The sequence below is a fragment of the Micromonospora globosa genome (genome assembly GCF_000717585.1).
GTDB lineage: Bacteria > Actinomycetota > Actinomycetes > Mycobacteriales > Micromonosporaceae > Micromonospora > Micromonospora aurantiaca.
Window position 1 is genome coordinate 51,918 of record NZ_JNZR01000003.1, and the last position, 21,049, is coordinate 72,966.

The following is a 21,049-nucleotide window of genomic DNA, read 5'->3' on the forward strand; positions in this document are numbered from 1 at the left end:
AATATGCCCCCAGGCACCGAGCCCGCCCCCCCGTCACAAATTGATCAAGGAGTTCGTGTCCTGCCAGCGTCGCCCCGCCGACCTCGGTGATCAAGGAGTTCGTGTCCTGTTTCGAGCACGACAATGACGCAAACTCCTTGATCACCGGGGCAGCGGTCGGGGTGTGCGCGCCGATGCCGGCTCCCGCGCCCCCGCCGCCGTCGATCTTGCGCTTGCCGCCCGGACCAAGCTCGCAAAAGGGGCACCTGAAGGGCGGCAACTGCAAGATCGACGGGAACAGGGGGAACAGAGGGACAGGGGGTAGGGCGGGGACGGGGGCGGTCAGGGGGAGAGGGTTCGGCGGACTGTGCGGGAGCCTCGCATGCGCTGGCGCGGCTGGGCAGCCGCTGCCTTCGGGCGCTTGAGGTGGTAGCGGTGCAGCTCGTTGTTGCCCGGCAGCGACGGGTCCTCGCTCATCGCGACCAGTTCCCAGCCCTGGTCACCGGCCCGGTTCAGGTGGGCCAGCGCGGTGTCGCCGTACGGCGTCACGTCGATCATGGAGCCGTCCGGGCCGTACCAGATGAAGACGACCTCCCACCCGGCGTCGGTGGCGGCGGCCTGGCGGCGGCGGACCAGCAGCGCGTACTCCCACTTGAGCATGCGCTCATTGTGGACCCGCGCGCGCCGGTCGGCACGGATCAGTGTTCGGCGATCCGTCCGTCCGCCACGCGCAGCCGCCGGTTCACGCTCACCGCGTCGAGCATCCGCCGGTCGTGGGTCACCAGCAGCAGCGTTCCCGGGTAGCTCGCCAGTGCCGACTCCAACTGCTCGATCGCGGCCAGGTCGAGGTGGTTCGTCGGCTCGTCGAGCACCAGCAGGTTGACGCCCCGGCCCTGGAGCAGGGCCAGCGCGGCCCGGGTCCGCTCGCCGGGGGACAGCGTCGCCGCCGGCCGCAGCACATGCTCGGCGCGCAGCCCGAACTTGGCCAGCAGTGTCCGCACGTCCGCCGGGGCGAGATCGGGTACGGCGGCGCCGAACGCCTCCAGCAGCGGCTGGTCGCCGAGGAACAGTCCCCGGGCCTGGTCGACCTCGCCGACCACCACACCCGGGCCGAGCGCGGCGTGTCCCTCGTCCAGTGGCAGCCGCCCGAGCAGCGCGGCGAGCAGGGTGCTCTTGCCGGAGCCGTTCGCCCCGGTGATCGCCACCCGGTCGGCCCAGTCGATCTGGAGGTCCACCGGGCCGAGCGTGAAGCCGCCACGGCGTACCACCGCTTGCCGGAGCGAGGCCACGACGGCGCCGGCGCGGGGCGCGGCGGCGATCTCCATCCGCAGTTCCCACTCCTTGCGCGGCTCCTCGACCACGTCCAGCCGCTCGATCAGCCGGGCGGTCTGCTTGGCCTTCGCGGCCTGCTTCTCGGTCGACTCGGCGCGGTACTTGCGGCCGATCTTGTCGTTGTCGGTGGCCTTGCGGCGGGCGTTCTTGACGCCCTTCTCCATCCACGCCCGCTGGGTGCGGGCGCGCGCCTCCAGGTCGGCCTTCGTGTCGGCGTACTCCTCGTACTCCTCGCGGGCGTGCCGGCGCGCCACCGCGCGCTCCTCCAGGTAGGCCGCGTAGCCGCCGCCGTAGCGCTTGACCTGCCGCTGGTGCAGGTCCAGCTCGACGATCCGGTTGACGGTGCGGGTGAGGAACTCCCGGTCGTGGCTGACCAGCACGGTCCCGGCCCGCAGGCCGGTGACGAAGCGTTCCAGCCGGTCCAGCCCGGCCAGGTCCAGGTCGTTCGTGGGCTCGTCGAGCAGGAAGACGTCGTACCGGCTGAGCAGCAGCGACGCGAGCCCGGCGCGGGCGGCCTGCCCGCCGGACAGTCCGGTCATCGGGTGGTCCAGGTCGACGTCGAGACCCAGCTCCGCCGCGACCTGCTCGGCCCGCTCGTCCAGATCCGCGCCGCCGAGGTCGAGCCAGCGTTCCAAGGCGTTCGCGTACGCGTCGTCGGCGCCCGCTGACCCGGCGGTGAGCGCCTCGGTGGCGGCATCAAGCGCGGCCTGCGCGGCGGTCACCCCGGTCCGCCGGGCCAGGAAGCCGCGGACCGTCTCGCCGGGCCGGCGCTCCGGCTCCTGCGGCAGGTAGCCGACAGTCGCCGTGGGCGGGCTCAGCGAGACCGAGCCCTGCTCGCGGGGGGCAAGACCGGCGAGGGTACGCAGCAGCGTGGACTTGCCCGCGCCGTTGACCCCGACCAGCCCCACCACGTCGCCGGGCGCGACGACCAGGTCGAGGTCTTCGAAGAGGATGCGGTCACCGTGGCCGGCGGTGAGGTCCTTGGCGATCAACGTGGCGCTCATCAGGTGATCGAGCCTACCGGCGGGCACATCCGGATTACCGTGACCCGCGCTCGCGGCGGCGCCGGTCTGAGGGAGACTCACAGCCGTGGTGACCACACTGGCGATCGACTGTGGTGGCGGCGGGATCAAGGCCTCCGTACTGGATGCCGCCGGAACCATGCGCGCGCGGCCGTTGCGCGTGCCCACGCCGTACCCGTTGCCGCCCGGCCTGTTCGTCAAGACGCTGCTGGATCTCGGCGCCCGCCTGCCCACGGCGGACCGGCTCACCGTCGGCATGCCCGGCATGATCCGGCACGGCGTCGTGGTGGCGACGCCGCACTACGTGACCCGTTCCGGGCCGCGCAGCCGCGTCGACCCCGAGTTGCTGGCCGAGTGGTCCGGGTACGACGCGCGCACCGCGCTGGCCGGGGCGTTCGGCGTGCCGGCGCTGGTGCTGAACGACGCCGAGGTGCACGGCGCGGGCGTGGTCGCCGGGACCGGCTGCGAGCTGGTGCTGACGCTCGGCACCGGGCTGGGCAGCGCGCTGTTCGACGGCGGGGTGCTGGCGCCGCACCTGGAGCTGTCGCACGCGCCGGTGCGGTGGAACACCACCTACGACACGTACGTGGGGGAGCCGGAACGGCGGCGCCTCGGCGACGCGTTCTGGTCGCGGCGGATCCGGCAGGTGGTGGACGGCCTGCGGCCGGTGTTCCGCTGGGACCGGCTCTATCTCGGCGGCGGCAACTCCCGGCTGATCCGGCCCGAGCAGGTGGCCCGGATGGGCGACGACGTGGTGATCGTCCCGAACACGGCCGGAATCGTCGGTGGTGTCCGGGCCTGGGACCTGATCGGCGGCCGGTACGACCCGACCACCTGATCTTCGACCGCAGGAACACTCGCGCTTGCGCCGGTGTTGTGCCAGCGTCGGACCAAGGCCTGGCGCGACACGAGGAGGTGGGTCGAGTGGATCTTCTGGCGGAGTACCGGCGGGCGACCATGTTCTTCGAAGCGGGTGACCCGACCGGAGCGGCCCGGCTGCTCGAACCGATCATCGAGGCGGAGCCGGACAACTCCTCGGTCCGGCAGCTGCTGGCCCGCGCGTACTTCCAGTCGGCCCAGCTCAACCGGGCCGAGGAGCAGCTGCGCGCGCTGGTCGACCGCGACCCGAGCGACCACTACGCGCACCACGTGCTCGGCCGCACGCTGGAGCGGATGAACCGGCCCGTGGACGCGCTGCGGCACCTGCGCATCGCGGCCGCGATGTACTCGACGAACACCGACTACGCCACCGCCCTGCGCCGGGTGGAGGGCAAGGTCGGTCGTTGACTGATCACGCGGAAGGGCAGCCCGGGCGGGCTGCCCTTCCGCGTACCTAGGATGGGACCGTGAAGCTCAAGCTCGACCTCCACGACATCTACAACAAGGGCCACGACATCGATCGTGCGCTGCGCGGGATCATGGACGAGGCGGTGGCGAAGAAGGCCACGCTCGTGGAGATCATCCCGGGCAAGGGGTCGGGCGCGCTGAAGAAGAAGGTGCTGCGCTTCCTCGACCAGAAGGACGTGAAGCAGCTCTACCACCGGGTCGAGAAGGACTCGAAGAACTTCGGCCGGCTGTTCGTGCACTTCCGCTGGAAGTAGCGGTATACGAGCCACGTCAACCGATCGACAACGTTAGGTGCAGAGGATGGACGAGCATGCCGGCAAGCAGGAGGGGCCGTCCGCAGAAGAACTCGCGAGTCGCACCAGGTGGTTTGAGCAGTACGTCGAGGGGTTGAACCAGCGTTCTGTGGTGGCTGAAGCGGGTGGCGAACCCTACGCGTGTCCCTGCTGCCGGCACCCGACGCTCGAAGGGCGAGGTCAGTTCGAGATCTGCTTCGCCTGCGGTTGGGAGGACGACGGGCAGGACGACGAGGACGCTGACACGGTGCGGGGTGGCCCCAACGGTTCGCTCAGTCTGACGGATGCACGTCGTGCCTACGCCGAACGGCCGGTCAGTCTGTCGGATGCGCGGCGTGCCTATGCCGAGCGACGAGCCCGTTGGGAGCGCAGACGCCGTCGATCAACGCCCGGGACGGCTTGACGTGCTCGGACGGCACAGCCGGTCGCTTCCGCGCTCTCGCCGAGAGTCACGCAGGTCCTGATACCGATCTGTCATGTGGCTCCCGAGACCGGACAACGCTCAGGCGCTCTGGGGTGGTGGCCATCGCGTCTGCTCACCTCGGTCAGGCCGCGGTGAGCACCGTTATGGGGAGGCCGAAGGTGGTTGTTCCGGGACCGTGCCCGATGCCGATCAGGACCCGGTTGCCGAGCGGAGCGGCCAGGCGCACCACCACCTCGCGCTCCTCGGCGTAGGCCAGCCGATAGCCGTCTCCGTCGCGGGCGACCTCCACCGGTTCGACGAGCACCGCCGTGTCCGTCTCGAACACCACGGCGTCTGGGTAGTCGGCATATTGCGCGGGCGTTCCGATGAACCGGAACGTCAGAGTGCGCCCATCGTGCGCGAGCACGGCCTCCTCGTGATGAGCGGCTCCTACGCCGGGTGGCCGCCACGTCATCCGACGTTCGAAGTCCGGGTCCAGAGCGATGAACGGCCATCGCCGGTCGTCGGGGTGCATCATCCACGCCGGGAGTTCGCGAGTGCCTCGGTCGGTGGCGAACGGTCCGTTCGCCCGGATGATGTTCGCCAGCGGTCTCTGCGCCCCGCTCTGCACGTCACGGCAGTAGTCGACGGCGGCCGGCACGATCTCCGGCGGTAACTCGGACTCCGGGACGCCGGGGGCGTCGAACAACGACCGCCACTGCGTGTCCACCATGAGTCGGTCGAGCGCCGTGACGCCCATCGCTGTCAGCACGATCGGGCGCGGCTCGCGGTGAACGGGGAAACCGTCCCACATCGCCAGCGCCTGCCGTACACGCTCCGGATCGCTTGGCACGTCGCCAGCCTAGCCACCTGTGGATACTTGGCGGCGTGTCCCAGTCGGCGAATCGCCCCCGCCGGCGAGTTGCTGCGCCTTCAGTTCACCGAGCCGTACGTCGCCTACGACATGGGGGAATACGGTGAGACCCGGGTCGGACCGGCACAACGTCCCGATTTACTGGCGCTGCTGCCGGGACATCGGCTGCTGAACGCCGCGCCCATCCACGGCGGCACGACGCAGCCCGCAGGTCTCCTGCTGCGCTTGGGAGATCACGAGTAGCCGGTTACGCCGGGCGGCCGCCGAACACCCAGTTGTGCACCTCGACGTCGGCGTACCGGTCGGCGGCCAGCACCGCCCGAGCCTCGTCCGGGTCGGCCGCTCGCACCAGCGCCGCCGTACCGAGCCACCTCGCGCCGTCGTCGGACAGCAGCGGCCCGTACGCGATCAGCTCGTCCTGCCGCTGCGGCAACACCCGGCCGGCGCTCTGCTCCGGACCGAGACCGAGCACCAGGTAGCGGTTGCCGCCGGTCCGGCCGCCGGGGAAGTCCCACATGGTGCGGCCCAGCATGTTGCGCCACCGGCGCAGCATCACGTCCCGGTACGCGCCGGCCTGGTAGTTGGGCTCGTCGAAGGCGAACGCCCGGGCGGCGGCGGGGCCGGGCAGGGCCAGGATGTGCACGCTGCCGGTCGGTGAACCGTCGTCGACGAGGGTCGGCCCGCGAGCGATCATCTGCTCCGCGTACCCGTCCATGTAGGACCAGTGCTCCTCGATCAGCTCCTGGCGCAGAGTTGCCGAGTCGAGCCGATCGCGGTGGTAGCAGAAGAATTCCATGACCCGAGTCTCGCGGTCGATCGACAGGCGTAGCCACTTTTTTGTGGGTACTTGTCGGCGTGCGCGACCGCGACGAACCTGGTTGTGGGTGGAGGCGGAAAAGGACAGGTCAGGAGGCGGTGCGGGCTTCGGCGAGTTTGTCCAGGCGGCGGTGGCCCCAGTCGGAGAGAGGTGCCAGCGCCTCGGCGAGGTCGCGGCCGAAAGTGGTGAGCGAGTACTCGGTCTTCAGCGGCAGCACCTCGTACGCCTCCCGGTGCACCAGTCCGTCGCCCTCCATCTCCCGTAGCGCCTGAGTCAGCACCTTCTCGGTGAGGCCCGGAAGCTGCCGGCGCAGCTCTCCGGGGCGGCGCGGGCCGGATTCCAGCAGCCAGAGCAGGGCTGTCTTCCACTTGCCGTCGATGACGGCGATCGCGGCCGTCACTCCACAGACGTTCAGATCCTGGGCCCGGCTGCGCGTCATCTGCGTCCGTTCGACAAGAGGAGTCTGCGTGAACACCAATCCCGACAAGTCTGTCACGGTGCTCGGTCTGGGACCGATGGGTCGTGCGCTGGCCGGCGCCTTCCTGAGCGCCGGAGTGCCGACGACGGTCTGGAATCGCACGCCCGGCAAGGACCGCGAGCTGGTCGAGCGGGGCGCGACGAGCGCCCGGACCGCCGAGGAGGCGGTCGCCGCGAGCGAGCTGACTGTGGTCTGCGTGGTGAACTACGACGCGTCGGACGCCATCCTGCGACGCGAGGCGGTGGCCGCCGCACTCACGGGCCGAACGGTCGTCAGCCTGACGGCCGACACCCCGGACCGGGCCCGGGACACCGCGCGGTGGGCGGCCGGACACGCCATCCGGTACCTGGACGGCGCGATCATGACGCCGACCACCACCATCGGCACCCCGGACGCGGTGCTCATCTACAGCGGTCCGGCCGGCCTCTACCAGGAGCACCAGCCGGTGCTCGACGCGCTGGGCGGTACCCACACGCACCTCGGCGAGGAGATCGGGCGCGCGGCTGCGTACGACATCGCGCTGCTCGACATCTTCTGGACCGCGATGGCGGGCTACGCGCACGCGCTGGCGGTGGCGAAGGCGGAGGGCGTGACGGCCGGGGAAATCGTGCCGTTCGCCGCCGGCATCGCCGCGATCCTGCCGCCGATCTTCGAGGAGGGTGCGGCGGAGATGGACACGGGGATCTTCCCCGGCGACGGCAACCCGATCACCTCCGCCGTGTCGTCCATGGCGCACATCGTCCACACGTCCGAGGCGCACGGCATCGACGCCGGGGTGATGCGTGCGGCCGAGGGCATGGCCCGCCGGGCCGTCGGGCTGGGCCACGGCGCGGACGGTTTCCTGCGGGTCGCCGAGGTGCTGGGGCGGCGCTGACCCACAACCAGTACGCCGAGGTGGCGGTATCCCGGCGCGCGGATACCGCCACTTCGGCGAGGTGGTGTCGATCAAGCGGCGGTCAGAGCGGGTACGTGCGCGCCACCGCCAGCATCTCCGAGCTGTGCGAGCCGACCACCCCCACGCCCGCCGGCCGCTCCCGGAACCCGGGCACCCCGGACAGTCCGTCACTGGCGTCCATGGCCCGCACCGACACCGCACCGCCGCGCGGCACGAGAGTCAGCGTCACCTCGACGCCCTCCGGCGGCGGGGCGTGGAACACGACCCCGAATCCCCACTTCCCGTCGCCCGGCTCGACCGGCACGTTCCGCCCGGCCACGGTGGCGGACCGCACCGTCGCGGTGCTGGTGTCGACGTGCAGCGTGAGCAGGCGTACCTGCCGCTGCGGCACCACCCGTACCCGCAGCACACGCTGGTCGCCGTTGCGGGTGTCGGAGAGCGTCTCCACCTTCGGCGCGGGCAGCGGCGCGGCGGTGGCCGGTCCGGCGCGCATCTCGCCGTTGCCCAGCCCGGGGAAGTCGTCGGCCACCGCGATGTTCCGGTCGACGTAGCCGTCGGTCCAGGGCTGCGGCTTCTCCTCGCGAGTCAGCCAGGCCGCCTTCCCGGTGCCCGCATCCAGCGCGTACATCAGGTGGGTCGGCACGGGATGCGCGGCGTCGAAGCGGTCCACCGCGAGGCCGACCCCGGCGAGCACCACCGCCGCCAGCGCGGCCGCCGCGGCGGGCAGCGCGCCGAGCCGGCGTGCGCGCAGCGCGAGCAGGCCGCGCTGGCCGCCGGCCCGGGGGTGCAGCAGGTCCACCACCGGGAGTACGGCGAGGCCGAGCAGCACCGCGACGAGCGCGGCTACCGCGCCCATGCCCATGCCGAGCGCCGGGAACAGCAGCACCACCGGAGGCAGCAGGATCACCACTGCCACCGCAGCGGCGAGCGTCACCGCGACCACCGGCCACGGTCCGTCGCGGCGGGTGGCGAGCGCGGCGAAACCGGCGAGCGCGCTGGCCAGCGCCGGCAGTGTCGTCAGGTACGCCCCGCCGGGCACCGCCACGGCGAGCAGCACACCGAAAACGGCCAGCCAGGCCAGCCCGCCGAACGCCAGCGCGGCCGGGCCGACCCGGCGGCGCAGCAGCGCGTACCAGCAGAACAGCACCGCGGCGGCGAGCGCCACGACGGCGAGCCGGTACCAGACCGGGCGGTACGGGTCGAGCAGCTCGGCGTACCCGGGGCGGATCGTGGTGATCGCGGCCCAGAGCAGCCACGCGCCGAGCGGGGCCACGACGACCGGCACCAGGGTCAGGCCGAAGCCGGCGGCGAGCGTGCCGGCGGTGGCCCGGCCCCGGCGGCGCAGGAACCAGCCGAGCGCGCCGACAGCGAGCAGCGCGGCCACTGCGAGCGGCAGGGTCAGCCAGCCGGGGTAGCGGACCAGGCCGCCGAGCACCGGGAAGTAGGTGTCGTCGTGGCCGGCGCGCAGGTCGCCCAGGTCGGTGCGGCCGAACTCGCGGGCCAGGCCGAGCGCGTTGTCACCGTGCATCTGGAGGCTGCCCCGGTCCATCCGGGCCGGCACGTCCAGCGGGGTGTGGTAGATCGCGCCGCCGTCGATGTACGCGGAGTTGAGCCCGACGAACTCGCGGTCGAGGAACGCGGTGAAGTCGGTGTCGTTCGGCAGCGCCCGGTAGATCTCCACCGCGAACGAGGTGCCCACCGGGTGCGGTGCGGCCTTGCCGAAGATCTCGACCAGCTTCGCGTTGTTCCGGGACGTCTCGAACATGATCACCGGACCGGTGGAGCCGCGCGCCTCCAGGTTGAGCACCACCCCGCCGTCGCGGGCGAGCGGATGGTCGCCGGCGAACCCGGCGGCCCCGCACAGGCACGCCTCCTCCGCGTCGGTGAGCACGAAGACGATGTCGTTGCGGGGGCGCGGGCCGGTGGTCAGCGCCCGGGCCACCTCCAGGATCGCGGCGGTGCCGGCGGCGTCGTCGTTGCCGCCCGGCCCGGTCTGCACCGAGTCGTAGTGCGAGACCAGGAACACCTTCCCGGTCGGGTCGGTGCCGGGGAGCCGGGCCACCACGTTGCGGACCCGGGCCAGCGTCGCCCCGCCCGCCGCGCCGGACAGCTGCCCGGCCTCGGGCGCGACCGCGTCCTGCACCTCGGTCTGAAGGCCCAGCCCGCGCAGCGTCGCCACCAGGTGTTCGCGTACCCGGTCGTTGGCGGCGCTGCCCGCCACGTGCGGCTCGGCCGCGATCACCTCGACGTTCCGGAACGCCCGGGCGGTGCTGAACTCGCCCGCGGGCGCGTCCGCCGGGCGCGGTGCCGGGGTGGAGAGGCCGACCAGGACGCCCGCCCCGACGGCGAGCAGCGCGGCGAGCGCGGCCAGGGCGGCGATCGGCCGGCGGCGGGGCCTGGTGAACGCGCGGTCGGCGGGGCGGGTGGGGGGTGCGCCCACGGGGACTCCTCGGGGTGGATCTACGGGGTGGGGATCATCCTGCACCCCCGGGGCCTGCGGCGGCAGTCCCCGGTCGGTGCGCTGCCGGTGTGACACCGCTTGCGGCGTAACATCGTGGGTCGACCGTGCCGCTGTCCGGATGGACGTGTCACACGCTCCGCCGCACCGGCAGCGGTCGCGCGGTGTGCGACTGTTGTCTGAGTCAGGATCAGCAGGGCATTCGGAAGGAGCCCGACATCACCAGCGAACTCCCGCGACTCGCGGCGGTTACCCGACCGCAGCGGGGTTCCGGCATGTCGGGTGCCGTCCGCGTGCCGTCGGCCGGGGCGGGGCTGCACGGCGGCGTACCGCCGGGCGAGCGGCTGCGGGTGCTGCTGGTCGAGGACGACGAGGGCGACGCCTTCCTGGTCGGTGAGCTGCTCGCCGAGACCAACTCGATGATCGACCTGCTGGTCGCCACCAGCCTCAGCGAGGCCCGGCAGCGGGTGATGGGCGTGGACTGCGTCCTGCTCGACCTGGGTCTGCCGGACGCGCAGGGCCTGGACGGGCTGCGCCGGGTGCTGGAGATGGCCAGCGGCGCCGCGGTCTGCGTGCTGACCGGCCGCTCGGACGAACACCTGGGCATCGTCGCGGTCGCCGAGGGGGCGCAGGACTACCTGGTCAAGGGCCAGGTCGACGGTGTCCTGCTGACCCGGGCGCTGCGGTACGCGGTCGAGCGCAAGCGGGCCGACGAGAACGCCCGCCGGCTGCGTGAGGTGGAGCTGCGCCAGGCCGAGTCCGCCCGCCTGGAGCGCGGCCTGCTGCCGCAGCCGCTGATGACCACCGACGAGGTGTCGGTGCACACCTTCTACCGGCCCGGCCGGCACGCCGCGCTGATCGGCGGCGACTTCTACGACGTGGTGCAGACCCAGCCGGACCGGATCGACCTGATCGTCGGCGACGTCTGCGGGCACGGCGTGGACGAGGCGGCGCTCGGTGTCGAACTGCGCGTCGCCTGGCGGGCCCTGGTGCTGGCCGGGGTGCCGGACGACGAGGTGCTGCCCGCGCTGGAGCAGGTGCTGATGAGCGAGCGCCGCCTCCAGGAGATCTTCGCGACGGTGGCCACCACACGGCTCGACCTGGCGTCGGCGCGGGCCACCGTACGCCTCGCCGGTCATCCGCCGCCGCTGCTGCTCAGCGGCGGCAAGGTAGCGCCGGTGCCGGCCAAGGGCGGGCTGCTTCTGGGCGTACGCCCGCGCCGCCCGGTCGCCTTCGATCTGGAGTTCGACACCGACGACTGGTCCCTGCTGATGTACACCGACGGCCTGATCGAGGGCCGGGTGGACGGCGGTGACGAACGGCTCGACGTGCCGGGCCTGACCGGGCTGCTCGCCGACCCGGCGAACCGGGCGGTGCCGCTGGCCGAGCTGCCCGCCTGGCTGGTCGGGCGCGCCGAGCAGATAAACGGCGGCCCGCTCGCCGACGACGTGGCGATGTTGCTGGTCACGCGGGGCAGCGGCCGGTGAGCGCCGAGCCGGCTCCGCGGTCGCGAACGAAGATGACGCAGTGAGCGCGAAGGGCGACGGGGAGGAACCTGTGAAGGCGTACCAGCAGGGGTGGACCCTGCGGCGGCGGGTGGTCGCGCTCCTCGGCGTGGTGCTGGTGCTGCTGCTCGGTCTGGCCGCCGCGGAGGCGGTGGTCGCCGCGAAGAACCGCGAGAACATCGACGCGGTGCTGCTCAAGACCGGCCCGCTGCGCGTCCAGGCGCAGGAGCTGATGAGCGTGCTGCTCGACCAGGAGACGTCGGTGCGCGGGTACGCGGTGAACGGCGACCGCAGCGACCTGGAGCCCTACCAGGAGGGCGTGAAGCGCGAGCAGAGCCTGGTTACCTCGATTCGGGACCTCTCCGCCGACTACCCGGACGTGCGGCGGTCGCTGGACGTGGTCGAGCAGCAGACCGCACAGTGGCGGGCCCAGGTGGCCGAGCCGGTCATCACCACTGTCGAGCGGGACGGCGCGGAGGCCGGCCAGGCGCTGATCACGGACGCGACCCGGCAGCAGTTCGACGGCATCAGGGCGTCGGTGAACACGCTCCAGGACGAGATCCTCACCGTCCGGGAGGAGACCGCCGACCGGGTCAACTCGACCAGCAACACGCTCGTCGTGCTGCTGATCATCGCCGCGCTCGTGGTGACGGCGGCCGGCGTGGTCATGCTGCTCTCGCTGGACCGGATCCTGATCCGCCCGCTGGCCGCCCTGGTCAGTCAGGTGCGCGAGGTGGCCGACGGCGACTACCGGCACCACATCGAGGGCTCCGGCCCGCCGGAGTTCCGGCGCCTCGCCGAGGACATCGACCAGATGCGGATGAAGATCGCCCGGGAGCTGGACGAGGTACGTGAGGCGCGGGAGCGCATCGAGTGGGTCAACAGCCAGCTGCAGAAGCAGGCCGAGGAGCTGACCCGGTCCAACCGTGACCTGGAGCAGTTCGCGTACGTCGCCTCGCACGACCTCCAGGAGCCGCTGCGCAAGGTGGCGAGCTTCTGCCAGCTCCTCCAGCGGCGGTACGCCGGGCAGCTCGACGAGCGGGCCGACCAGTACATCGCGTTCGCGGTGGACGGCGCGCAGCGCATGCAGCGGCTGATCAACGACCTGCTGGCGTTCTCCCGGATCGGCCGGTTGACCACCGGTTTCACCGAGGTCGACCTGAACAAGGTGATGGGCGACGTGGCGGGGCAGACCGAGGCGGCGTTGCAGTACGCCGACGCGGAGCTGACCTGGGGCGAGATGCCGACCATCCGCGGCGAGGAGCCGCTGCTGACCAACCTGCTGGTCAACCTGGTCAGCAACTCGGTGAAGTTCCGCCGGCCCGACGTGCCGGCGAAGGTGCACGTGTCGGCGCGGCTGGTGGACGGCGAGTGGGAGATCAGCTGCCGGGACAACGGCATCGGGATCGAACCGGAGTTCGCCGACAAGATCTTCGTGATCTTCCAGCGGCTGCACTCGAAGGACGCGTACCCGGGCACCGGCATCGGACTGGCCATCGTCAAGAAGATCGTGGAGTATCACGGCGGCCGGGTCTGGGTGGACACCGACGCTGACGAGGGCACCACCATCCGGTTCACGCTGCCCGCGCTGGAGGCCGACATCGAGGCCGCCAAGGCGGCGGAGGCGGCAGCGGACGGGGACGCCGCGGACGGGGACGCCGCGGAGCCGGCCGGAACGCCGGCCGCCGAGGGCGCCGGGACCGACCCGGCGGACGTCGGGCGGCAGCCGGACGGCGAGGCACGCGAAGAGCCGCCCGCGCAGGCGGACCGACACGGTACAAACGGTGGCATGAAGGAGACGGTGGGATGACCGCGCCCGCGGACGGCAAGAGCCCGATCGAGGTCCTGCTCGTCGAGGACGACCCCGGTGACGTGCTGATGACCCAGGAGGCGTTCGAGGAGCACAAGCTCCGCAACCGCCTCACCGTCGTCTCCGACGGCGCCGAGGCGCTCGCCTACCTGCGCCGCGAGGGCCGGTACGCGGACGCGGTGACGCCCGACCTGATCCTGCTCGACCTGAACCTGCCCCGGCGCGACGGCCGGGAGGTGCTCAAGGAGATCAAGAAGGACGCGCAGCTCTGCCGCATCCCGGTCGTGGTGCTCACCACCTCGCAGGCCGACGAGGACATCCTGCGCAGCTACCAGCTGCACGCCAACGCCTACGTGACCAAGCCGGTGGACTTCGAGCGCTTCATCTCGGTGGTCCGCCAGATCGACGAGTTCTTCGTCAGCGTGGTCAAGCTGCCGCCGCGTGGCTGACCCGCTGCTGGACGACGTCGGCGCGCTGCTGCGGGAGGCGGCGGCCAAGGTCGTCGTGCCGTTGTTCCGCCGGCTCGACGCGTCCGACATCTCCGAGAAGGCACCGGGCGAGGTGGTCACGGTCGCCGACCGCGAGGCCGAGGCGCTGATCTCCGAAGGACTGCGGCGGCTGCGTCCCGGCTCGGTGGTGGTCGGCGAGGAGGCCGTCGCCGACGATCCCGACCTGCTGCGGCACCTGCGCGGCAGCGGCGACGTCTGGCTCGTCGACCCGGTCGACGGCACCTCCAACTTCGCCGCCGGCCGCCGGCCGTTCGCACTGATGGCGGCGCTGCTCACCGACGGCGTACCGGTGGCGTCCTGGGTGTACGACCCGCTCGACGGCACGATGGCGGCGGGCCGGCTCGGCGCCGGCGCCCGGCTGGACGGGGCGTCGCTGGGTGCGCCGCGGGCCGAGCCGAGGGTGGGCGCGCTGCGCGGCACCGCTGCGACGAAGTTCCTGCCCCCGGATTTCCGCCGCCGGGTGGAGGAGGGCGGTCGCCGCATCGGTGAGCTGCTGCCCGGCCAGCACTGCGCCGGCCGGGAATACCTGGACGTGCTCACCGGCGAGCAGCAGTTCGTGCTGTTCTGGCGCACCCTGCCGTGGGACCACACGCCCGGCACGTTGCTGGTGCGCGAGGCCGGTGGCGTGGCCCGCCGGTTCGACGGTGCCGACTACCACCCGGCCGACGAGGGCCGGGGACTGCTCGTGGCGGCGAGCCCGGAGATCTGGGACGAGGTGAGCGCCGCCCTGCTGGGCGGTTGAGCGGCGCTGCGCGACGGGCACGGCACGCTGCGTCGACGTCGGAGGCCGTACGCCGTCGCCGGCCTGGCGTGTCGCGCGTGGTCCGGTATCGTGACCGGCGGTCTCCGCCAGCAGGCCGCCGTCCGGGGCCGGCGGAGACGCCGCTCGGTGTACGGGGGCCGGCGGTCGACGGAAGGACCAACACGTGCCCAGGACCAGCCCTACCGGCCGGCGCGTCCGGCGGTCGCTGCTCGCCGCGTTCGCCGCGGTGGCCGTGCTGCTCGGCTCCGGCGTGGCCGCCGGCCCGGCCGCCGCCGTACCCAGCCCGAACGCCCCGAACGAGGGCGGCAGCAAGCAGCTGCGGGCGGCGTTGGAGGCGGCGGCGAAGGGCCACATCGAGGCCCAGAACAAGCTGGAGAACTCCAAGCGCCGGCAGAAGGCGCTCGCCGCCCAGCTCACCGACATCGAGGGACGCCTCGTCGGGCTCAGCGCGCAGGCCGGTGAGGTCGCCGCGCAGTCGTACCGGATGGGCCGACTGACCGCGACGTCGATGCTGCTGGCCAGCGCCGACCCGAACGACTTCCTCAAGCGCGCGGCCGAGCTGGACGTGATGGCCCAGCGCGACAGCAAGCGGCTGCGGGAACTGGCCGACGCGAAGGCGCAGGCGGCCGAGGCGAAGCTCGCCATCGACGCCGAGGTGCGCGAGCAGGCCAAGCAGGTCGCCGTGCAGGCCCGCAAGAAGAAGGACGCCGAGGTGGCGCTGGCGAAGGTCAGCTCCGGCGCCGGGTCCGGGTTCAACGGCACCTCCTCGTCGGCGAAGCCCGCGCCGCGCAACTCGGACGGCTCGTGGCCGTCGGAGTCCTGCTCGGTCGACGACCCGACGCCCGCGTCCGGCTGCATCACCCCGCGCACGCTGCACATGCTCCAGCAGGCCAAGTCGGCCGGTTACAAGCGCTACGCCTCGTGTCACCGCAGCGGTGGCGGCGGCGAGCACCCCAAGGGCCGGGCCTGCGACTTCTCCGCGGCCAGCGGCGGGTTCGAGGACAAGACCGCCACCGGTGGCGACAAGGCGTACGGCGACAGCCTCGCCGCCTGGGCGAAGAACAACGCCAACCGGCTCGGCATCATGTACGTCATCTGGTATCGGCAGATCTGGATGCCGAACACCGGCTGGCGGGCGTACAGCGGCGGCGGCAGCCCGGCGGCGGACCACACAAACCATGTTCACATCTCGATGTATTGACCCGGCCCGCCGCGAGCGCTGCGTAGCATCGCCACGGTGAGCAGCACATCGTCCGACGTCATCGCGGGACCGGCGGCCGACGCCCCGGTCCCGCCCCGGGCCCTGCCCAACGGGCTCGCCGCGTTCCTCGTCTTCCTCTCCAGTGGGGCCGTGCTGGTGCTGGAGACCGTGTCGTTGCGCCTGGTCGGCCCGTACGTCGGGGTGACCCTCCAGGTGACCAGTTCGGTGATCGGCATGGCGCTCGCCGCCATCGCGTACGGGGCGTGGTTCGGCGGCTGGCTCGCCGACCGGCGTGACCCGCGCACCCTGCTGGCTCCGGCGCTGGTGCTGGCCGGCATCGCCACCGCAATCACGCTGCCCATCGTCAGGTACGCCGGTGAGGCGCTGCGCGGCGGCGCGGCGAGCGCGGTGCTCCTGCTGACCGCGCTGACCGTCCTGCTGCCCGCCGCGCTGCTGGCCGGGATCACCCCGCTCGTGGTGAAGCTCCAGCTCGCCGACCTGCGCCGGACCGGGCAGGTGGTGGGCAAGCTGTCCGGCATCGGCACGCTCGGCGGCATCACCGCCACGCTCGGCACCGGTTTCGTGCTGGTGGCGGCGCTGTCCAGCACCGTCATCGTGCTGGGGCTGGCCGCCGTGCTCGGCGTGACCGGGCTGGCGCTCGGCTTCTGGCTGCGACGGCAGGCCGGCCCGAGCGGACTGTCCGCGCCGGGCCGGGTCAAGGCCGCGCTGGCGTTGCTCGGGCTCGCCGCCGCCGGGCTCACCGCCGCGGCACCGAACCCGTGCGACGTGGAGACCGCGTACCACTGCGCCCGCGTCGAGGTGGACCCGTCCTGGCCGCAGGGACGCACGCTCTACCTCAACTCGGCCGAGCACTCGTACGTCGACCTGGGCGAGCCGACCCACCTCAAGTACGCGTACACGCAGTGGATCGGCCTGGTCGCGGACGTGGCGCGGCCGGCGAAGCAGCCGATGGACGCGCTGCACCTGGGCGGCGGCGGCTTCACGGTGCCGCACTACCTGGCCGCGACCCGGCCCGGCAGCGACAACCTGGTGTTCGAACTCGACGGCGGCCTGGTCGAGCTGGACCGGCGGGAGCTGGGCCTGCGTACCGGCCCGCAGATGCGCGCCGAGGTGGGTGACGCGCGGGTGCTGCTGCGCGGCGAGCCGGCCGACAGCCGCGACTTCATCGTCGGCGACGCCTTCGGCCACCTGGTGGTGCCGTGGCACCTGGCGACCCGGGAGATGGCCGCCGACATCCGCCGGGTGCTGCGCCCGGACGGGATCTACGTGCAGAACGTCATCGACTACCCGCCGGGCCGGTTCATCCGGGCCGAGCTGGCCACTGTGAAGGCCGAGTTCGCGCACGTCGCGCTGATCGCCCCGCCCGGCGCGATCGACGGGAGGCAGGGCGCCAACTTCGTGATCGTCGCCTCCGACGCGCCGCTGCCGCTCGCCGCGATCCCACCCGGCCTCAAGCTGCTGCCCGAGCCGGCCGCGCTGATGGACGAGGCGGCGGTGACCGAGTGGGTGGGCGACGCGATGGTGCTCACCGACGACTACGCACCGGTGGACCAACTGCTCGCGACCGCCTGAACGGGTGAACTTCCTGACCGATTCCGACAGCTGAGGTGTACCGGGGCCCACTTCGGGCAACAGGACCGACCATGGGTGGACCGGTCAGGAACGGCGTGCAACTGCTCGGCGAGCGATATCGGCTCGTCGAGCAGTTGGGTGCGGGCGGCATGTCGGTCGTCTGGCGCGGCTACGACGAGGTGCTGGGCCGCCAGGTGGCGGTCAAGGTGCTGGCCTCGCGGCTGGCCAGCGACAAGGCGTTCCGGCACCGGATCCGGGTGGAGGCGCAGGCCGCCGCGCGGCTGTGCCACCCCAACATCACCAACGTGTACGACTACGGCGAGTCCGTGCAGGTCGGCCTGACCGTGCCGTACGTGGTGATGGAGCTGGTCGATGGCGGTCCGCTCAGCGGGCGGCTCGGCCGCGACGGGCAGCTTCCCTGGCGGGAGGCCATGACCATCGGCGCGGAGGTCGCCTCGGCGCTGGCCGCCGCGCACGCCCGCGGTGTGGTGCACCGGGACGTGACCCCGGGCAACGTGATGCTGACCCCGACCGGCGTGAAGGTCGTCGACTTCGGCATCTCGGCGCTGGTGGGGGAGAGCGACAAGGGGCCGGACGGCGCGTTGCTCGGCACGCCTGCGTACCTGGCGCCGGAGCGGCTGGACAACGGCCACGTCTCGCCGGCCACCGACGTGTACGCGGTCGGGCTGCTGCTCTACCGGATGCTGACCGGCCGCCTGCCGTGGCAGGCCAGCACCACCACCGAGATGCTGCGCGCCCACATGTACCGCGACCCGGACCCGATGCCCGCGGTGCCGGGGCTGCCCGAGCCGGTCGCGTCGCTCGTGCAGCGGTGCCTGGCCAAGCGTCCCGAGGACCGCCCGGCGACCGCCGAGGTGGCCCGTACGCTCGCCGAGGCAGCAGGTATCGCGGCGATCGTGCCGGTGTCGCCGGCGTTCGGCCGGATGGACCCGGCGCTCGCCGAGAACGCCGGCACCACCATCCTGCCGTGGTCGGCGGAGACCGACGCGCTGCCGTTCTCGGTGGTGCGTACCCGTACCAGGCGGGCGGTGGCGCGGCGGCGCAAGGTGGAGGCCGGGGTCGCCGCCGTCGGGCTGGTCGCGGTGACCGCCACCCTGTGGGGGCTGACGTCGCGGAGCCCGGCCAGCGGCGGGGTGGAGCCGACCGAGGCGCGGATGAGCCTGCCCGAGACGATCCCGTGCGCTGTCGACTACTCGCTGCGCCGCGACACCGGCAAGGACTTCTCCGCCGAGCTGACGCTCACCAACACCAGCGACCGGGAACTGCGCGGCTGGACCATGAACTTCACGTTCCCCGGCAAGCAGACGGTCACCACGGCCCAGCCCACGGCACGTCAGGTGGGGCGTACCGTCTCGATCGCCGCACCGGCGACGGACCCGGCGCTGGCCCCCGGCGCGTCGACGAAGCTGACGCTGGCCGGCCGCTACACCGGGAGCAACACGCTGCCTGTCGAGTTCACGCTCGGCGACAGCACCTGCGGCGTACAGGTCTCCGGCATCGCCGGCTCGGCGCCGACCACCGCGCCGCCGGTGAAGACGCCGGTCAAGCCGAGCACCAAGACCACCGCCAAGAGCGGACCGGCGAAGGCCAAACCGGCGCCGGCGAAACCGAAGGCCAAGGCCGCGCCGAAGCCCAAGGGCAAGGAGAACGGCAAGGGAAAAGCAAAGTAGACCGGCCGAAGGGGGGTGGGCACGGCAAGGGCAAGGGTCCGAAGAAGGGCTGACAGGCGAGACCTGTCGTCAGGTCGGCGCCGTCGTCAGGTCAGCGCGGAGAAGCGCTGCACCTGGGTGATGGCGCCCTCCACGATGAGCACGCTGTCCGCCTGCAGCACCGTGTCCGGCCCGGCATAACGGAACGGCTGCCCGGACTGCTTCTCGCCCACCACCATGACGCCGTACCGGTCCTGCGGTGCGATGTCGCGCAGTGACCGCCCGACCAGCGGCGCGGGCACCTTGACCTTGGCGATGGCGAAGTCGTCGTCGAACTCGATGAAGTCGAGCATCCGGCTGACGATCAGGTGCGCCACCCGCTCGCCGGTCTCCGCCTCGGGGAAGACCACGTGGTGCGCGCCGACCGAGTGCAGGATCTTCGCGTGCTTCTCCGAGGTGGCTCGCGCCCAGATCTGCTCGATCCCCAGCTCGGCCAGCGCCAGTACGGTGAGCACGCTCGCCTCCAGCGACGCCCCGATCGCGACCACGACCCGGCGGAAGTCCGCCAGCCCGAGCTGGCGCAGCACCACCTCCTCGGTGCTGTCCGCCTGCACCACCCGGTCGAGTTCGGCCGACCAGTGCTGGACCCGGGCCGGGTCACGGTCGATCGCCAGCACCTCGTAACCGAGACGGGACAGGGACTCCGCCAGGCGCGTGCCGAACCGGCCCAGGCCGATCACCGCGATGCCTGTCTCCTCCGGATGTCTAGCCGACAATGGGTTGCTCCTCCGGGTAGCGGTACAGCCGTCGACGGGTGTTCAACGCGATGGCCGAGCCGAGGGTGAGCGGCCCGACCCGGCCGATGTACATGAGCGCGGTCAGCACGTACTGACCCGGCGGGGAGAGCTGCCCGGACACCCCGACGGTCAGACCGGTCGTGCTGAACGCGGAGGTGACCTCGAACAACGCGGCCGAGAACGACACGTGCGAGGTCAGCGCGATCAGGCCGACCGTTCCCCCGGCCACGAGCGCCACGCTCAGCAGCGCCACGGTCAGCGCCTGCCGCTGGCTCGCCGCCGCCACCCGGCGGCGCCCGACAGTGGTGTCCGGCTCGCCCCGCAGCTCGGCCCAGATGGCGAAGCCGAGCAGGAAGAACGTGGAGACCTTGATGCCGCCGGCGGTGCTGGCGCTGCCGCCGCCGATGAACATCAGGCCGATCAGCATCGGGTAGCTCTCGTCGGTGAGGTGCCCGACGTTGATCACGTCGAAGCCGCCGGTACGGCTCAACGCGATCTGCGTGAACGACGCCAGCAGCTTGCCCTGCACGTCGAAGGTGCCGATCGTGAACGGGTTGGTCCACTCGGCCATCAGCAGGTAGGCGACGCCGAAGACGGTCAGCACCACGCTGCCCCACACGGTCAGCTTCGTGGCGACCGCCCAGCGCGCCGGCTGCCGCCACTCGCGTACCGCCTCGAACAGCGCCGGGAAGCCCAGCCCGCCGATGATCGCGCCGATGCTGAGCGGCAGCGCCACCCAGCCGTCGCGGGAGAACGCGATCAGGCCGTCGGAGTAGAGCGCGAACCCGCCGTTGTTGAACGCCTGGACCGAGTGGAACACCGCCGACCAGAGCGCCCGGCCCGGCCGGTAGTCGTACGCCAGGAACAGGCGCGTGGCGATCACCGCCGTCATCAGGGCCTCGGTCGCGAAGACGGTCGCCGCGATGCGCAGCAGCAGCCGGCGTACGTCGCCGAGGCCGAACTCGGCGGTCTCCGCCTGCACGAGCAGCCGGTTACGCAGGCCGAGCTGGCGGGAGACCGCCAGGATCACCAGCGACGCCCCGGTCAGGATGCCCAGACCGCCGAGCTGCGTCAGCACGGTGATCATCACGAGCCCGAACCCGTTCCAGTAGTTCGGCGTGTCGGTCACCGCCAACCCGGTCACCGACACCGCCGACGTGGACGTGAACAGCGCGGTGACGAACGGGGTGTACCGCTGCTCGTTGGTGGCCCAGGGCAGCATGAGCAGACCGGTGCCGACCAGGATCACCGCCAGGAACCCCAACGGCACCAGCCGTACGGGCTTCCGGAGCAGGCGGCGCAT

General features: G+C 72.2%; 20 protein-coding genes. 12 read left to right on the plus strand and 8 right to left on the minus strand.

Annotation, left to right across the window (positions count from 1 at the left end; genetic code table 11):
- Window positions 1-321: 321 nt before the first annotated feature.
- Both IF06_RS0104615 and IF06_RS0104620 read right to left on the minus strand, forming a co-directional pair.
- Window positions 322-639, minus strand: a complete 318-nt coding sequence (locus IF06_RS0104615) for a hypothetical protein (protein WP_013288728.1) — start codon at window positions 637-639, stop codon at window positions 322-324.
- 38 nt (window positions 640-677) lie between these two features.
- Window positions 678-2,315, minus strand: a complete 1,638-nt coding sequence (locus IF06_RS0104620; protein ID WP_013288727.1) for an ABC-F family ATP-binding cassette domain-containing protein — start codon at window positions 2,313-2,315, stop codon at window positions 678-680.
- Between the two features lie 85 nt (window positions 2,316-2,400).
- Here IF06_RS0104620 and IF06_RS0104625 point away from each other — a divergent pair, with 85 nt between their 5' ends.
- From IF06_RS0104625 to IF06_RS32995, 4 genes are all read left to right on the plus strand, one after another.
- Window positions 2,401-3,171 (plus strand): ROK family protein, encoded by a 771-nt coding sequence (locus tag IF06_RS0104625; protein WP_013288726.1) that lies wholly within the window; start codon window positions 2,401-2,403, stop codon window positions 3,169-3,171.
- 86 nt (window positions 3,172-3,257) lie between these two features.
- Window positions 3,258-3,620 (plus strand): tetratricopeptide repeat protein, encoded by a 363-nt coding sequence (locus tag IF06_RS0104630; protein ID WP_013288725.1) that lies wholly within the window; start codon window positions 3,258-3,260, stop codon window positions 3,618-3,620.
- A gap of 59 nt (window positions 3,621-3,679) precedes the next feature.
- Complete coding sequence (locus tag IF06_RS0104635; RefSeq protein ID WP_013288724.1) at window positions 3,680-3,934, plus strand: Smr/MutS family protein; 255 nt, start codon at window positions 3,680-3,682, stop codon at window positions 3,932-3,934.
- 46 nt (window positions 3,935-3,980) lie between these two features.
- Entirely contained in the window at window positions 3,981-4,376 is a 396-nt protein-coding gene (locus tag IF06_RS32995) for a CPCC family cysteine-rich protein (RefSeq protein ID WP_083791370.1), read from the plus strand.
- Between the two features lie 142 nt (window positions 4,377-4,518).
- Here IF06_RS32995 and IF06_RS0104640 read toward each other — a convergent pair whose 3' ends face one another.
- The 3 genes from IF06_RS0104640 to IF06_RS0104650 all read right to left on the minus strand — a co-directional run bounded on the left by IF06_RS0104640 (window position 4,519) and on the right by IF06_RS0104650 (window position 6,506).
- The gene (locus IF06_RS0104640) at window positions 4,519-5,190 is read right to left on the minus strand and encodes a hypothetical protein (RefSeq protein WP_232236620.1); all 672 of its coding nucleotides are present in this window, start codon (window positions 5,188-5,190) and stop codon (window positions 4,519-4,521) included.
- A gap of 307 nt (window positions 5,191-5,497) precedes the next feature.
- Window positions 5,498-6,046 carry a YciI family protein gene (locus tag IF06_RS0104645; RefSeq protein WP_030269219.1) on the minus strand — a complete coding sequence of 183 codons (549 nt, stop codon included), beginning with the start codon at window positions 6,044-6,046 and terminating at the stop codon, window positions 5,498-5,500.
- A 109-nt stretch (window positions 6,047-6,155) separates the two neighbouring features.
- The gene (locus IF06_RS0104650; protein WP_030269220.1) at window positions 6,156-6,506 is read right to left on the minus strand and encodes a winged helix-turn-helix transcriptional regulator; all 351 of its coding nucleotides are present in this window, start codon (window positions 6,504-6,506) and stop codon (window positions 6,156-6,158) included.
- Window positions 6,507-6,534: 28 nt separating this feature from the next.
- Between IF06_RS0104650 and IF06_RS0104655 the strand changes: the two genes are divergently transcribed.
- The gene (locus IF06_RS0104655; protein WP_030269222.1) at window positions 6,535-7,419 is read left to right on the plus strand and encodes an NAD(P)-dependent oxidoreductase; all 885 of its coding nucleotides are present in this window, start codon (window positions 6,535-6,537) and stop codon (window positions 7,417-7,419) included.
- A gap of 82 nt (window positions 7,420-7,501) precedes the next feature.
- Here IF06_RS0104655 and IF06_RS0104660 read toward each other — a convergent pair whose 3' ends face one another.
- Window positions 7,502-9,880 carry a M28 family peptidase gene (locus IF06_RS0104660; RefSeq protein WP_030269224.1) on the minus strand — a complete coding sequence of 793 codons (2,379 nt, stop codon included), beginning with the start codon at window positions 9,878-9,880 and terminating at the stop codon, window positions 7,502-7,504.
- A 293-nt stretch (window positions 9,881-10,173) separates the two neighbouring features.
- On the opposite strand from IF06_RS0104660, the gene IF06_RS0104665 reads away from it, so the two are divergent.
- From IF06_RS0104665 to IF06_RS0104695, 7 genes are all read left to right on the plus strand, one after another.
- A complete protein-coding gene (locus IF06_RS0104665; protein ID WP_013288718.1) occupies window positions 10,174-11,385 on the plus strand; it encodes a PP2C family protein-serine/threonine phosphatase in 1,212 nt (403 codons plus the stop codon).
- A 70-nt stretch (window positions 11,386-11,455) separates the two neighbouring features.
- On the plus strand, window positions 11,456-13,213 hold the full coding sequence (locus tag IF06_RS0104670) for a sensor histidine kinase (RefSeq protein WP_030269226.1): 1,758 nt from the start codon (window positions 11,456-11,458) through the stop codon (window positions 13,211-13,213).
- Window positions 13,210-13,662, plus strand: a complete 453-nt coding sequence (locus tag IF06_RS0104675; RefSeq protein WP_013288716.1) for a response regulator — start codon at window positions 13,210-13,212, stop codon at window positions 13,660-13,662. The genes IF06_RS0104670 and IF06_RS0104675 overlap by 4 nt, the downstream gene beginning before the upstream one ends.
- The gene (locus tag IF06_RS0104680) at window positions 13,655-14,464 is read left to right on the plus strand and encodes an inositol monophosphatase family protein (protein ID WP_030269228.1); all 810 of its coding nucleotides are present in this window, start codon (window positions 13,655-13,657) and stop codon (window positions 14,462-14,464) included. The genes IF06_RS0104675 and IF06_RS0104680 overlap by 8 nt, the downstream gene beginning before the upstream one ends.
- Window positions 14,465-14,648: 184 nt before the next feature.
- The gene (locus tag IF06_RS0104685) at window positions 14,649-15,686 is read left to right on the plus strand and encodes a hypothetical protein (protein ID WP_013288714.1); all 1,038 of its coding nucleotides are present in this window, start codon (window positions 14,649-14,651) and stop codon (window positions 15,684-15,686) included.
- A 36-nt stretch (window positions 15,687-15,722) separates the two neighbouring features.
- Entirely contained in the window at window positions 15,723-17,279 is a 1,557-nt protein-coding gene (locus IF06_RS0104690) for a fused MFS/spermidine synthase (RefSeq protein WP_030269232.1), read from the plus strand.
- Between the two features lie 71 nt (window positions 17,280-17,350).
- On the plus strand, window positions 17,351-18,970 hold the full coding sequence (locus tag IF06_RS0104695; protein WP_030269234.1) for a serine/threonine-protein kinase: 1,620 nt from the start codon (window positions 17,351-17,353) through the stop codon (window positions 18,968-18,970).
- Window positions 18,971-19,056: 86 nt separating this feature from the next.
- Here IF06_RS0104695 and IF06_RS0104700 read toward each other — a convergent pair whose 3' ends face one another.
- Window positions 19,057-19,725, minus strand: a complete 669-nt coding sequence (locus IF06_RS0104700) for a potassium channel family protein (protein ID WP_013288711.1) — start codon at window positions 19,723-19,725, stop codon at window positions 19,057-19,059.
- Window positions 19,715-21,049, minus strand: coding sequence for a TrkH family potassium uptake protein (locus tag IF06_RS0104705; protein ID WP_030269236.1), 1,335 nt, complete (start codon window positions 21,047-21,049; stop codon window positions 19,715-19,717). The genes IF06_RS0104700 and IF06_RS0104705 overlap by 11 nt, the downstream gene beginning before the upstream one ends.